Here is a 13387-nt window from a genome sequence, read left to right as displayed (position 1 = left end):
CCCGCGTCCTCGCCGCCCCGGAGGAGCTCTGTGAAGCGTCACGTCCTTCCCACCCTCAAGGTCCTCATCGCGCTCGTCATCGCCGTCGCGCTGACCAAGATCGCCTTCTTCCCCGACAGCGGCGACGAGGCCTCCACGGGCCCGACCCCCTCCTACGAGGTCACTACCCAGACCACCCAGGCGGTCATCGGGGACATCTCCAACACCGTCAACGTCAAGGGGCAGGTGGTCGAGGACGCCGCCCTTCAGGTGCAGGCCACCCTCAACGGCGTCGTGGACTCCTTCGAGGTCACCAAGGGCTCCTACGTCACCGCCGGGTCTCCCCTGCTCTATCTCAAGAAGGTTGAGCCCCAGGAGCCCGTCCAGGAGGTCGGCGAGGACGGCAGCATCACCCAGGTCCGGGTGGCGGACAAGGTCACCTGGGCCACCGTCTACGCCCCCGCGGACGGCGTCGTCTCCTTCAACGTCATCGAGGGGCAGGACACGACCATCGGCATGGTCGTCGCCACCGTCTCGCCGGGCACCTACTCCGCCGTCGGGACCATCACCCCCTCACAGCAGTACCAGCTGACCAACGCCCCCACAACGGCGGTGCTCAGCCTGGAGGGCGGCCCTGCCCCCTTCGAGTGCCAGAACCTCACCATCGGCACCAAGACGCAGAAGCAGACGACGCCGGAGGGATCGTCCACGCCCTCGGACGGCACCAGCGTCGAGGTCCGCTGCCCCATCGCCTCCTCCCAGAAGGTGTTTCCGGGCCTTCCCGTCACCATCGGAATCGACGCCGGCTCCGCCACCGGTGCCCTCATCGTGCCGGTGACCGCCGTCGAGGGCGCCAGCGGCACCGGCAACGTGTGGGTGGTGACCGACCCTACCAGGCCCGACCTCGCTGAGAAGCGCCAGGTCACGCTCGGCATCAACGACGGCTCCTCGATCCAGGTGACCGACGGGCTGAGCGAGGGGGAGCAGATCCTCCTCTTCGTGCCCGGCAAGGACGTCGTGCGCACCGGGGAGCCCAACAGCTGCGACCAGTACGCCTGCTACGACGAGAACGGCCGGGAGTACCTGTGAGCACCCCGGTCCTCAGTCTCAGGGGCATCGCCCGGACCTTCGAGGTCCCTGACTCGGGCCCCTTGCACATCCTCACCGGCGTTGACCTCGACGTGCGTGCGGGTGAGCACGTGGCCATCGTCGGCCGCTCCGGCACGGGCAAGTCCACCCTGCTCAACATCCTCGGCCTCATCGACCAGCCCTCGGCAGGCTCCTACAGCATCGACGGCCGCGACACCGCCGGGCTGGGCGAGACCCGACGCGCCCTCCTGCGCGGGCAGACCTTCGGTTTCGTCTTCCAGTCCTTCAACCTCATCCCCGGACTGACGACGACGCAGAACGTCGCCGCCCCCCTGCTCTACGACCGTGGCCTCGCCTTCTGGGGCCGCGAGGCCCGCGCGGAGGAGCTGCTGGACGCCGTCGGGCTCGCGGACAAGGCCGGCGGGCGCATCGACCGGCTCTCGGGCGGTGAGCAGCAGCGCGTCGCCATCGCCCGGGCGCTGGCCCGCAGGCCGCGGGTCATCCTCGCGGACGAGCCCACCGGTGCCCTGGACGTGGACACCGGCACCACGGTCATGCGGCTGCTGGAGCGCCAGTGCCACGAGACCGGCGCCGCCCTCATCATCATCACGCACGACCTGACGGTGGCCAGCCGCGCCACGAGCCAGTACCGCCTCGAGCACGGTGTGCTCACCCCCATCGACATCGCCCACCGCGAGCCGGGCTCGCTCGAGAGCCTTGAGGAGGTCGGAGCGTGAACGGCGTCCTCACCGGCACCGTCGGCGCCCTGGTCGAGGCATGGGCGCAGCTGCGCATTGGCAAGCTGCGCGTCATGCTGTCCCTCGTCGGGGTCGGCGTGGCCGTGGCGGCAATGACCTTCGTCATCGCCTTCGGCCAGGTCTCCGCCGCCGTCAACGACCAGCTCATGGAGCAGTGGAACGGACGTCCCGGCACGGTCCGGCTCACCGTCACGCCGTCGGGGCAAGCCGGCTCGGACACGCCCGCCGACGCGCAGGCAGCCGGGGCGGCCGCGCTGGCAGCCGGGGCGGCAAGGGGCGGCGCAACCGGTGTAGGAGGTGGCGGCGCGGAGAACGTCGCCACTGCCGCGGCGGGGCAGAGCAACGCCGAGCGTGTTGAGCGCGCCTACGCCGGCTTCATCGAGCGCTACCGGATCAGCCACTGGGCGACCAGTGACACGACGACGCTGCGCCTGAGCCTGGCAGGCATGCCGACCAACGTGTCCACGACCGTCGTCTCCGGCGGGTACGGCATCGTGCACCGCACGCAGGTGCTCCAGGGCCGCTGGTTCAGCGCCGACGACGAGGACGACCTGTCGCCCTCCATCCTCGTTAGCCGGCAGGTGCTCGACGCCATGGGGGTGCAGGAGCTCACCGGCCCGTTGCAGGTGCGCGGGCTGGCGCCGGTGGACACGACGTACACCATCGTCGGGGTCCTCAAGGGCGACGGCGACAGCGCCTGCTACGTCGATCCGCAGACCGGCCAGGAGGTGTGCGAGGGGCAGCTGACCGCCATGGTGCTGGACACGCCCTACTACCGGCTGCTGCCGCCCACCGTCGAGCGCTCGGTGCCCACGCTCGAGGTCTGGGCCGGTGTGGGCAAGGGCTCCGAGATGGAGACCCTCATGAAGAACCACTTCAACGCCGTCTTCGGACACAACTCCGCTCAGGCGCAGAACAACGAGTTCGGCACGATGGGTGACTTCGCCAGGACCTTCACGCTCGTGGTCACCTCCGCCGGCGTGTTCATCATGGTCCTGGGTGCCCTGGGGCTCATCAACATCTCGATGGTCACGGTGCGTCAGCGCATCCACGAGATCGGCGTGCGGCGGGCCTTCGGAGCGACCAGCCGACGCATCTTCTTCTCCATCATGCTGGAGTCCGTCGTGGCGACGGTCGTGGCGGGCATCATCGGCATCGGTGTGGCCATCGTGGCGATGCGCGTGGTGCCGCTGGACGCGTTGTTCAACGGTTTCACGGTCACGAACCGGCCGCCCTTCCCGATGTCGGCGGCGCTGATCGGCCTGGCGGCCGCTTCCGGCGTGGGCGCCCTGGCGGGCATCATTCCGGCAGTCGTCGCCGTGCGCATCCGCCCTATCGACGCCATTCGTTTCTGACACGCGCGGGGCCGGGGCAGTCGGCTCCTCTCTCCCGACGGATCACCTGCCGCCCGGCGGATCACGCGCTGGTCAGCCGTGCCACAGCCCCCGACGTCGCGACACAGCCCCCGACGTCGCGACACAGCCCCAGCCACCGGCGCCACGCCCGGTCACCCCCAGTCCTCGTGCAGGCGCGAGCGCAGGCTGCGCAGACGCAGGACGCCAACGGCCGCCAGCGAGGCACCCGCAAGGCAGGTCGGCATGGAGACCAGCCACAAGGCTGTGGCGCCACCACCGTCGAGCACGCTGGCGAGCACAGGCAGCAGGGCCCCCACGACCATGACCGCGGCCCCCACCCACACGCGCCGCCCCGCCGCGGCACGTCCGCGCCGCACCTGGGCCAGGGACCCCTCCTCGGGGCCGGGAGGCCCCATGCGCCCAGGGCCGCTCGTGCTGCTCATACCCGCTCCCTCCTGCTCACCGCCGCCATGAGGCCGCGTTCACCGCCACGTAGGCTACGGCTATGCGTATCGCCACCGTCAACGTCAACGGGATCCGTGCCGCCGCCCGCAAGGGCATGGCCTCCTGGATCGAGTCCTGCGCCCCCGACGTCCTGCTCCTGCAGGAGGTCCGCGCCGACGAGGAGACGGCCGCGGCGCTCCTGCCCGGCTACGCCTGCGTCGTGTGGCCGTGCCGGATCAAGGGACGTGCGGGGGTGGCCGTGGCCGTGCGCGAGGACGCCCCCCTCACTGCGGGACAGGTCCGTTACGGAGTCGCCGCACCCGGTGCCGAGGAGCCCGACGTTGACTCCGGGCGCTGGCTCGAGGTGGAGCTCCTGCCCTCAGGGGCCGGGCCGGGGAGCGCCCCCACCCTCACCGTCGTGTCCGCCTACCTGCACTCGGGCCAGCTCGGCACCGAGAAGATGGACCAGAAGTACGCCCACCTCGACCTTGTCGACGCGCGTATGGCGGCACTGCTCGCCCGGGCGGCTGAGGGCGGGCCCCAGGTCCTCATGGCCGGTGACCTCAACGTCGTGCGCTCGCCGCAGGACATCAAGAACTGGCGGCCGAACCACAACAAGGTCGCCGGGGTCATGGACGAGGAGATCGCCCACCTCGAGTCCTGGTTCTCCTCGGGCTGGATCGACGTCGCCCGCGCCCTCGCCCCTGAGGAGCAGGGCCCCTACACGTGGTGGTCGCAGCGGGGCCAGGCCTTCGACAACAACGCCGGCTGGCGCATCGACTACCAGGTGGCCACGCCCGCGCTGGCCGGGCACAGCACCGCCGTGCGGGTGGATCGCGCCGCCTCCTACGCCGAGCGCTGGAGCGACCACGCCCCCCTCGTCGTCGACTACGTCCTGTAAGGGGCGCGAGCATGGGTCTCCTCGGCCGTCGGCGCACCAGCGGCCCCACGCCCCCGCCCTCCGGCGCCCAGGCCGACGGCGCCGCCCGCCTGCGCACCATCCGCGCACGCGTGTCGGGCCAGGTTCAGGGGGTGGGATTTCGCTGGTACTGCACCGAGCAGGCGCAGCAGCTCGGGCTGGTGGGCCGGGTGAGCAACCTGTCCGACGGCGACGTCGAGGTGCTGGCCCAGGGTCCGGCGGACGCGGTCTCGCAGCTCGTGGCCTGGCTCTACCACGGCCCGCGCTGGGCGCGCGTCGACGACGTCCGGATCGTCGAGATGGAGCCGGGCAGCCTGCTGTGGCGGGACTTCCGGCCGGGCAACTGAGCCCACCGGGCGTCCGGCCCTGCCGGGAGCGGGCTCCCACGCAGGGCCGGCCCAGCCGGAGACCGGCTCCCGAGCGGGCCCGGCAGGGTCTCAGCCGGCGAGCCGCTCGGCGGTCTCGACGACGTTCGCCAGCAGCAGGGCACGCGTCATCGGTCCCACTCCCCCGGGGTTCGGGGACAACCAGGAGGCGACGCGATCGACGCCCTCGGCCACGTCCCCCATGATGCGGCCCTTGCCCGTGGCCGGGTCCACCACGCGCGAGACACCGACGTCCAGGACGACGGCGCCCGGGCGCACCATGTCCGCCGTGACGATCCCGGCGCTGCCGGCCGCCGCGATGACGGCGTCCGCACGGCGCACGTGCTCGGCCAGGTCCGCCGTGCCCGTGTGGCACACGTCCACGGTGGCGTTGACGTCCTTGCGCATGAGCAGCAGCCCGATGGTGCGGCCGACGGTGACACCGCGCCCGATGACGCACACGTTCTTGCCCGCGAGGTCGATGCCGTGGCGCGTGAGGAGCTCGACGCAGCCACGCGGGGTGCACGGCAGCGGCGAGGTGATCGGCTCGCTGCCGCGCAGGACGAGACGCCCAAGATTGGTCGGGTGCAGGCCGTCAGCGTCCTTGTCCGGGTCGATGCGCTCGAGCACCGCGTTGGTGTCGATGCCCCTGGGCAGCGGCAGCTGGACGATGTAGCCGGTGCAGGCCGGGTCCGCGTTGAGCCGGTCGATGGCCGCCTCGACCTCGGCCTGGGTGGCCGTGGCGGGCAGGTCCACGCGGAGGGACTCGATACCGACCTCGGCACAGTCGGCGTGCTTGCCGGCCACGTAGCGCACGCTGCCGGGGTCCTCACCCACGAGCACGGTGCCCAGCCCCGGCACGAGACCGCGCGCACGCAGCGCGTCCACCCGCTGCCTCAGCTCGACCTTGATGGCCGCGGCCGTCGCGGTCCCGTCGAGGACCTGGGCGGCGCCCGCCCAGGGGGCTCTCACTGCTCGAGCCCGTCGTAGAGCGGGAAGGCCTCGGTCAGGGCCTCGACGCGGGCCCGCAGGCCGGCCAGCAGCTCGTCGTCGGCCCGGTCGGCGGCGCCGGCGACGAGGACGTTGGCGATGATCTCCGCGACCTCGGTGAACTCGGCGGCGCCGAAGCCACGGGTGGCCAGCGCCGGGGTGCCGATGCGCAGTCCGGAGGTGACACGCGCCGGACGCGGGTCGAAGGGGACGGCGTTGCGGTTGACGGTGATGCCGGCGAGGTGGAGAAGGTCCTCGGCCTGCTGGCCGTCGAGGGCGGCCTCGCGCAGGTCCACGAGCACGAGGTGGACGTCCGTGCCCCCGGTGACGAGGCTGATGCCGGCAGCCTTGACGTCGTCGGCACGCAGGCGCTCGGCGAGGATCGCGGCGCCCTCGACGGTGCGCGCCTGGCGGTCGCGGAACTCGTCGGTCTGGGCGATGCGCATGGCGACGGCCTTGGCGGCGACGGCGTGCATGAGGGGGCCGCCCTGCTGGCCGGGGAAGACCGCGGAGTCAAGCTTCTTGCCCAGCTCCTGGCCACGGCTGGACAGGATCATTCCGGAGCGCGGACCGCCGATGGTCTTGTGCACGGTGGTGGACACGACGTCGGAGTGGGGAACGGGGTTGGGGTGCAGGCCGGCGGCGACGAGTCCGGCGAAGTGCGCCATGTCGGTCCACAGGTAGGCGCCGACCTCGTCGGCGATGGAGCGGAAGGCCTCGAAGTCCAGGTGGCGCGGGTAGGCGGACCACCCGGCGATGATGACCTTGGGACGCTCACGCAGCGCGGCCTCGCGCACCTGGTCCATCTCGATGCGGTGGGTGGTCTCGTCCACGCCGTAGGCGGTGGCGTGGTAGAGGCGGCCGGAGAAGTTGATCCGCATGCCGTGGGTGAGGTGGCCGCCGTGGGGCAGGGCGAGGCCGAGGATGGTGTCGCCGGGGGCGGCCAGGGCGTGCAGGACTGCGGCGTTGGCCTGGGCGCCGGCGTGCGGCTGGACATTGGCGTAGTCGCCGCCGAAGACAGCCAGGGCCCGCTCAATGGCCAGGGACTCGGCGACGTCGACGACCTCGCAGCCGCCGTAGTAGCGCTTGGCGGGGTAGCCCTCGGCGTACTTGTTGGTGAGCACCGATCCCTGCACCTGGAGGACGGCGCGGGGCACGAAGTTCTCCGAGGCGATCATCTCGAGGGTGCCGCGCTGGCGGGCGAGCTCGCCGTCGAGGACGGCGGCGATCTCGGGGTCGAGCTGCGCCAGGGGCATGTTGTTGAGGGCCGTGGGGGCGGTCATGGTTCTCCTTGGTGTCCGGACGTCGCCGGCGTCGCGCGCCGGCAGCTGCGGCATCGGCCCAGGCGGGCGACCAACTGCTCCGTGCCGGTCTCCCGGCAGCGCCGCCGCTCCCCGGTGGTTGGCCCACCTGCGCCAGTCGCGACGACGTGCCCATGCTAGCCTCCGGCGCGTGCCGCCGCGTACCTGCGCCGGCACGCGGGTGCCTCGTGGCCCGAGGGCGCCCGGTGACCCCGAGACCGTCGGTGTCCACCGGGCGCAGGCGGGTACCACGGACCTGGGCGTCACGGCCGGGCGCCCCGGCGAGGCAGACCGCCGAAGGCGGCTACCCTGCGGCCATGACCATCACCGCCGCCCCCGCTGAGGCCGTCGCCGTGGCCGACGCCCAGCACCTCGTCCTGACCCTGTCCTGCCCGGACCGCCCCGGCATCGTCCACGCCGTCACCGGCGCGCTCGCCCGCCGCGGCGGCAACATCACCGAGTCCCAGCAGTACGGCGACAACGAGACCGGCCTGTTCTTCATGCGCGTGACAGTCCTGACCCGTGTGCCGCGCAGCGAGCTCGAGGCGGACCTCGCCGAGCTCGCCGCCACCTACGAGATGACCTGGGCCCTCGATGAGGCCGACCGCCGCGTGCGCACCCTGCTCATGGTGTCCAAGGAGGGGCACTGCCTGTCCGACCTGCTCTTCCGCGCCAAGAGCCAGGGCCTGCCCATCGACGTGGTCGGCGTCGTCGGCAACCACGAGACGCTGCGCGATGTCGCCGAGTTCTACGGTGTCCCCTTCCACTGCGTGCCCGTCACCCGCCAGACCAAGGAGGCAGCGGAGGCCGAGCTGCTGCGCCTCGTCGAGGAGCTGGGAGTCGAGCTCGTCGTCCTGGCCCGCTACATGCAGATCCTCTCGCCCGCCCTGTGCGAGCGGCTGCACGGCAACGTCATCAACATCCACCACTCCTTCCTGCCCTCCTTCAAGGGCGCCAAGCCCTACCACCAGGCGCATGAGCGCGGCGTCAAGCTCATCGGTGCCACCGCCCACTACGTCACCGAGGACCTGGACGAGGGCCCCATCATCGAGCAGGACGTCACCCGCGCCTCGCACGCCGACTCGTCCCTCGTCCTGCAGCGCAAGGGCCAGGACGTCGAGCGCAGGGTCCTGGCGCAGGCGGTCAAGTGGCACGCGGAGCACCGGGTGCTGCTCAACGGCCGGCGCACCGTCGTCTTCTCCTGAGGCCTCGGCCGGGATCAGCGGGGCGGGCGCCTGGGCGCTAGCCTCGGGCCATGACGGCCCTTGACATGCTCATTGACGTCCTGTCCCGCTCCCGCGAGCGCTTCGACCGCGCCCTCGCCCTGCCGCTGCCCGACGACACGCAGGACTGGCACCACACGCCCGAGGAGGCCGCCCAGGTGGTGGTCGCTGACCTCGCTACCCTCGTCGCCTACCTTGACGGCGCCTACGCGCTGGCCAGCTCCTACCTTCGCGGCCTGACACCACAGGTGCTCGACGAGGTCGTCGACCGCTCCTGGGAGCCGCCCGTGACCCGGGCGGTGCGGCTCGCCTCCGTCATTGACGACGCGGCGCAGCACTCGGGGCAGGCCGTCTACACCCGCCGCCTGCTGGGGCTGCCCAGCTGACGCAGGCTCGCGGCCGCGCTTGCCGGGCCCGTTACCCGGCCGGTGACGTCACGCACCGTGTGGGGCCGCAACCCGCGTTGCACGCTCATGTGACGCGGGGGTGCGCCGGATCCGCGTGATTCCGCAGATGCTCAGTTCGGGCTCTTCACATGCCGAGGCTCCCATGTGCACGGGAGAACCTCATGCACATGGGAGCCAGAGGACCGGTGTTCAAGGTCAGAGCGAGCTCCCCGGAATACCGGGCAAATCCTCAGGTTCTCGACGTCACTCCAACACCATGAGCGTGCGCGCGGCCCAGCTGGCACCGGCGGCTGGTGCGGTGACGGCCGCGCCGCCGGGCCTCACTCCACCTCCTGGCCACGGCGCAGGACGGTTACGGGGCGCAGATCGGCGTCGGTGACGACGAGGTCAGCCCTCATGCCCGGCTCGAGGGCACCCACGGAGTCGTCACCGAGGATCTCGGCGCCCTGGCAGGAGGCCGCGAAGACGGCGTCCACAAGGTCAACCCCGCCCTTCCATGTGGTGCGCACGACGTCGAGGAGGTGAGAGGTGCCGCCGGCGATCGTGTCCGTGCCCGCGACGTAGGCGACGCCGTCCTCCACCTTGACGGCCTGGGGACCCAGGACGTAGTCACCGTCAGCCATGCCGGCCGCCGCCATGGCGTCGGTGACGAGAACGACGTTCTCTCGGCCCAGCGTCTCGAACATGTCGAGCACGATGGCCGGGCTCAGGTGGGTGCCGTCGCCGATCATCTCCAGGACGCAGTCACCGCCGACGGCCGCGGCCAGGAACTCCGGCACCGGGCCGGGCGCACGGTGGTGCATGGGACGCATGCCGTTGAACAGGTGGGTGGCCGTCGAACGGCCCGAGCGCACGGGCAGCCCGGCCTCGACGCGGGCCTGGATGCGCTCGGAGGCGTCGGCCATGCCGGCGCGCACCGGGGCCGCCTCGGAGTCGGTGTGGCCGAAGGACGGAAGGGCCCCGCCCTCGATGAGCGCGGCGACGACCCCGTCGTCGCCCGTGACTCCGGGCTTCTCCGGGGCGATGGTCATGGTGGCGACGTGGCCACGGCCGAGCTCGATGAGCTCGCGGGTCAGGGCGGCGTCGGGGTCGATGATGTAGGTGGGGTCCTGGGCGCCGCAGCGCTCGTGGGAGACGAAGGGGCCCTCGAAGTGGATGCCGGCGAGCTCGCCGGCGTCGCACAGGTCTGCCAGGACCTTGGTGCGCTCCTTGAGGACCTCCGGGGCGGCGGTGACGCAGGAGGCGACGAGGGTGGTGGTGCCGTGGCGGCGGTGCTCGAGGACGCTGACCATCGCCTGCTCGGGCGTCTCGGCGTTGGGGAAGGACTCGCCACCGCCACCGTGGCAGTGCACGTCAACGAGGCCGGGCAGGAGGTAGCCGCCCTCAGGAGCGGGGGTGGCGCTGGCCAGGGCCTCGGCGAAGCCGAAGCGCTCGGCGTCCTCGCAGGGGCCGACCCAGGCGATGTGGGAGCCGGACAGGACGAGAAGGCCGTCCTCGATGATCTGGAAGGGGGTGACGACTCGGCCAGTGAAAGCGACGGTGCTCATGGCACGAGCATACGCCCCAGACCGCCAGTTGTCTGACGTCTGACACCCTGTGATGGATATGAGATTCCCCGGAGCGGGAGCCCCGAGCCGCGCGGGTGCCTGCGCTCAGGACGCCATCCGTGCGTCCATGCGCCGCACCGCCCTGTCGACATCGGCCTCCAGGCGCGCCGAGCGCCGCGCCGACCGCTCCCAGATGAGCCCCTGCCCCACCGGCCGCACCGCCACCACGCGCCCACGGTCCACCAGCAGCGGCCGGAATATCCCGTTGGCCGCCGGGCAGATAAGTCGCTCGCCCTGCTCATCCGTGAGGCAGGAACGGTCTTTGTACCCCACGTGCAGCTCATCGAAGGAGGCGAGGAACAGCGTGGCAGCGGCCTGGCGGCGCGAGCCCGACAGGAGGTCCGGCAGGTCCTCGCGCAGGTACATGGTGGTGCCACGCTCGCGCGCCGACGGCGCCCCAGCCCCGTCTCCCGCCATGACGAGGGCGCCGCGGGGCCCCTCCTCCACCCGCGCGCGGGCCAGGGGCACGAGCCCTCGCTCCACCGGGGACGGCTCCCCAGCCGCGTAGCCGACGGCCCTCGTCACCTCGACAGCGTCCTCCAGGGCCTGGGCGGCCTGCGTCAGGGGCAGGGCGGTCCAGCGCGCCAGGTCCGCGGCCGTGACCGGGCCATGGCTCGTGGCGTAGCGGCGGGCGATCTCCGCCAGCGCCGCGCGGTGGCCGGAGCCTCCCCGGGCGCAGCCACCGCTGCCGCCCGGCCCTGACTGTGGTCCCGGCAGGCGCGTGGCGTCCACCACCAGGTGCTCGTTGCCGGCCCGCGGCCCCTGGACGAGGACGCCCTGCCAGTGAAGGCGCAGCAGGAGGTGTCGGCGCCGCCGAGAGCCGGCTGTGACAGAGCCCGGCCCGTCGCCCGGCGCCAGCAGCCCGGCCTCCTGCCAGGCCGCCATGAGCCGGGCCCGGGGCACCGGCCCCTGCTCAACGATGAGCGCCAGGGCGGTCTCAGCCGCCCGGTCCACCTGCGCGGGCGTGAGCCCCAGCTGGGCCTCGCGGGCGTATGCCTGGCTCTCGTAGCGGTGCACCAGGGCCTCGCGCAGCCAGTGGTGGTCCTCAGCCGTGGTGATGTGCACGGTGCCGCGCATGGGCCAGGAGCGCACAAGGCGTCCGCAGGCGAAGGCCGCCTCGACATCCGTCATCCCCGTGCCCGTGGTGCGTGAGAGCAGGGCGTGGGGGACCGCGGAGACCTGCTGGCCCTGGATGGCCAGCTGGCGCCGCACCGCCTCGGTGACCTCGGGCGCGCTGGTGGCGCTCACGAGCCCCTGGGCGACGATCCGCAGGAGGGAGACCTCGCGCAGGGTGGCCGAGGGCAGTGAGGTCAGCGATCCGGTTGAGGTGGCGTTCACGGGGCTCCTGTCGGCAGGTCGGCGCCTGGGAGGTCGGTGGCCCTCAGAACAGGCGGGCCGTGGGGTCGTCGAGGCCTCGCATGGCGTCGTAGTCGAGCACGACGCAGCGGATGCCGCGGTCCTCTGCCAGCACCCGGGCCTGCGGCTTGATGGTCTGGGCGGCGAAGACCCCGCGCACCGGGGCGAGCAGGGGGTCGCGCTCGAGCATGCCGAGGTAACGGGTCAGCTGCTCGACCCCGTCGATGCCGCCCACGCGCTTGACCTCCACCGCCCAGGCGCCGCCGTCGGCGTCGCGCACGAGCAGGTCGACGGGGCCGATGGGCGTGGGGTGCTCGCGGCGCACGGTGCGCCATCCGGCGCCCAGCACCTCGGGCTGGTCCGCGAGGAGCTCCTGCAGGTGGGCCTCCACCCCGTCCTTGGTCAGGCCGGGGTCGACGCCGAGCTCGACGCTGGAGTCCGAGACGATCTCGAACAGGCGGATGATGAGGCGGTCGTCGCTCTTGGCGGCGCGCACCTCCCAGCGGGCGGTGACACCGGCCTGAAGGTCCTCGGCGTCGGGCTCGACCTCGCTCAGGCGGGCGGGCGGGCTCATCCAGTTCAGGGGCTTGTAGGAGCCGCCGTCGGAGTGGACGAGGACCGAGCCGTCGGCCTTGACCATGATGAGGCGGCGCGCCTGAGGCAGGTGGGCGTCCAGGCGGCCGGAGTAGTCCACGGAGCAGGAGGCAATGACGACGCGCACCCGGGCAGCCTACCGGGGCCCGGTGAGTGCGTGGCACGCGGGGCTCGCAGGCGCTCATCCCGGGCGGCGAGGCCCGGCGGCGGGGGCGTTGGCCCCCCGCCCAGGCCGGCCGCGCGCGCCGCTCAGAACAGCCGCGGCTGGCTGGGGGCGGCGGACTCGAGCCAGGACACGAGCGCCGAGTGGGAGTCCTCGAGCATCGCCAGCTCGATCCTCTGGCCGCCCACCGTGCAGCTGACGTCGATGACCCGCCCGTCCGCGCCGCGCGGGCTCGAGGCGTTGACCTCGAAGACCTCGCGGGCCATGCGGTAGCGCGGCCAGGGGCTGAGCGAGACGAGCCGGTGCCAGGTGATGGCATCGTCTCCGAAGGCCGCGAAGCCGCTCATGAGGCGGGCCGATCCGGCCGGGCGCAGCGCGCACTCGAAGGAGCCCACGGCGCCGGCCAGCATCCTGATCCTCAGCAGGAAGGCGAGCACGAGCAGCAGCGCGAGAACCAGCGTCCCCAGCACGCACCACCCGAGCGCCGCCATGTCAGTCCAGGTCCTCGGCGTGGGTGTGCATGACGTGCTCGAAGGACAGGTCGATGTCCTCGGCGGCGCCGGTGATCTCCTCACCGATGCGGTCCGCCGCCACGGTGACGGCGTCGTGGTCCACCGAGCAGAAGCCCCCGGCGACGGCGATGCTCCTGGTGGTGCCGTCAGGCAGCACCACCCGCACAGCGCCACGTCCCAGGAGGGCGAGGATCGGCTGACGGCCGGGAAGGACGCCCAGCTCGCCGTCGTCGAGCGGCACCGACACGCTGGCGGCCTCGCCGTCAAAGGCGGTGCCGCTGCGGCGGGAGACGACCTCGACCCGGAGCGAACGCGATGTTCTCAT

Annotated in this window: 15 protein-coding genes and 1 riboswitch; of the genes, 7 read left to right on the top strand and 8 right to left on the bottom strand. The window is 72.4% G+C overall.

Features of this window, described 5'->3' with window-relative positions; all coding sequences use genetic code 11:
* Positions 1–30: 30 nt before the first annotated feature.
* From ACSJJR_RS05060 to ACSJJR_RS05050, 3 genes are read left to right on the top strand one after another with little or no spacing between them, the layout of a single operon-like run.
* The gene (locus ACSJJR_RS05060; RefSeq protein WP_435942408.1) at positions 31–1068 is read left to right on the top strand and encodes an efflux RND transporter periplasmic adaptor subunit; all 1038 of its coding nucleotides are present in this window, start codon (positions 31–33) and stop codon (positions 1066–1068) included.
* Positions 1065–1805, top strand: coding sequence for an ABC transporter ATP-binding protein (locus tag ACSJJR_RS05055; RefSeq protein WP_435942406.1), 741 nt, complete (start codon positions 1065–1067; stop codon positions 1803–1805). Before ACSJJR_RS05060 ends, ACSJJR_RS05055 begins: the two co-directional genes overlap by 4 nt.
* Positions 1802–3181 (top strand): ABC transporter permease, encoded by a 1380-nt coding sequence (locus ACSJJR_RS05050; RefSeq protein WP_435942404.1) that lies wholly within the window; start codon positions 1802–1804, stop codon positions 3179–3181. Before ACSJJR_RS05055 ends, ACSJJR_RS05050 begins: the two co-directional genes overlap by 4 nt.
* Positions 3182–3333: 152 nt before the next feature.
* On the opposite strand, the gene ACSJJR_RS05045 is transcribed toward ACSJJR_RS05050, so the two are convergent.
* The gene (locus ACSJJR_RS05045; protein ID WP_435942403.1) at positions 3334–3624 is read right to left on the bottom strand and encodes a hypothetical protein; all 291 of its coding nucleotides are present in this window, start codon (positions 3622–3624) and stop codon (positions 3334–3336) included.
* Between the two features lie 62 nt (positions 3625–3686).
* Here ACSJJR_RS05045 and ACSJJR_RS05040 point away from each other — a divergent pair, with 62 nt between their 5' ends.
* Complete coding sequence (locus ACSJJR_RS05040) at positions 3687–4526, top strand: exodeoxyribonuclease III (protein WP_435942401.1); 840 nt, start codon at positions 3687–3689, stop codon at positions 4524–4526.
* Positions 4527–4537: 11 nt separating this feature from the next.
* Entirely contained in the window at positions 4538–4891 is a 354-nt protein-coding gene (locus ACSJJR_RS05035; RefSeq protein ID WP_435942400.1) for an acylphosphatase, read from the top strand.
* Positions 4892–4981: 90 nt separating this feature from the next.
* Here the strand turns inward: ACSJJR_RS05035 and ACSJJR_RS05030 are convergent, their stop codons facing one another.
* Together ACSJJR_RS05030 and glyA are read right to left on the bottom strand one after the other, a co-directional pair.
* The gene (locus tag ACSJJR_RS05030) at positions 4982–5881 is read right to left on the bottom strand and encodes a bifunctional methylenetetrahydrofolate dehydrogenase/methenyltetrahydrofolate cyclohydrolase (protein WP_435942398.1); all 900 of its coding nucleotides are present in this window, start codon (positions 5879–5881) and stop codon (positions 4982–4984) included.
* A complete protein-coding gene (gene glyA, locus ACSJJR_RS05025) occupies positions 5878–7182 on the bottom strand; it encodes a serine hydroxymethyltransferase (protein ID WP_435942397.1) in 1305 nt (434 codons plus the stop codon). Before glyA ends, ACSJJR_RS05030 begins: the two co-directional genes overlap by 4 nt.
* A 49-nt stretch (positions 7183–7231) precedes the next feature.
* Positions 7232–7332, bottom strand: a riboswitch (ZMP/ZTP riboswitch).
* 185 nt (positions 7333–7517) lie between these two features.
* Here glyA and purU point away from each other — a divergent pair.
* Positions 7518–8405: a formyltetrahydrofolate deformylase gene (gene purU / locus ACSJJR_RS05020; RefSeq protein WP_435942395.1), complete on the top strand. Its 888-nt coding sequence runs from the start codon at positions 7518–7520 to the stop codon at positions 8403–8405.
* Between the two features lie 50 nt (positions 8406–8455).
* Positions 8456–8809 (top strand): mycothiol transferase, encoded by a 354-nt coding sequence (locus tag ACSJJR_RS05015; RefSeq protein WP_435942393.1) that lies wholly within the window; start codon positions 8456–8458, stop codon positions 8807–8809.
* A 341-nt stretch (positions 8810–9150) separates the two neighbouring features.
* Here the strand turns inward: ACSJJR_RS05015 and ACSJJR_RS05010 are convergent, their stop codons facing one another.
* The 5 genes from ACSJJR_RS05010 to ACSJJR_RS04990 all read right to left on the bottom strand — a co-directional run bounded on the left by ACSJJR_RS05010 (position 9151) and on the right by ACSJJR_RS04990 (position 13387).
* On the bottom strand, positions 9151–10377 hold the full coding sequence (locus ACSJJR_RS05010) for an N-acetylglucosamine-6-phosphate deacetylase (RefSeq protein WP_435942392.1): 1227 nt from the start codon (positions 10375–10377) through the stop codon (positions 9151–9153).
* Between the two features lie 105 nt (positions 10378–10482).
* Complete coding sequence (locus ACSJJR_RS05005; RefSeq protein ID WP_435942390.1) at positions 10483–11775, bottom strand: DNA glycosylase AlkZ-like family protein; 1293 nt, start codon at positions 11773–11775, stop codon at positions 10483–10485.
* Between the two features lie 43 nt (positions 11776–11818).
* On the bottom strand, positions 11819–12514 hold the full coding sequence (nucS, locus tag ACSJJR_RS05000; RefSeq protein ID WP_435942388.1) for an endonuclease NucS: 696 nt from the start codon (positions 12512–12514) through the stop codon (positions 11819–11821).
* A 122-nt stretch (positions 12515–12636) separates the two neighbouring features.
* Positions 12637–13041, bottom strand: a complete 405-nt coding sequence (locus ACSJJR_RS04995; protein WP_435942387.1) for a DUF2550 family protein — start codon at positions 13039–13041, stop codon at positions 12637–12639.
* Position 13042: 1 nt separating this feature from the next.
* A complete protein-coding gene (locus ACSJJR_RS04990) occupies positions 13043–13387 on the bottom strand; it encodes a F0F1 ATP synthase subunit epsilon (protein ID WP_435942385.1) in 345 nt (114 codons plus the stop codon).

This window comes from Actinomyces sp. W5033 (assembly GCF_051303165.1).
The sequence above is the reverse complement of the archived record's forward strand: the minus strand, read 5'-3'. Positions and strand labels throughout refer to the sequence as shown.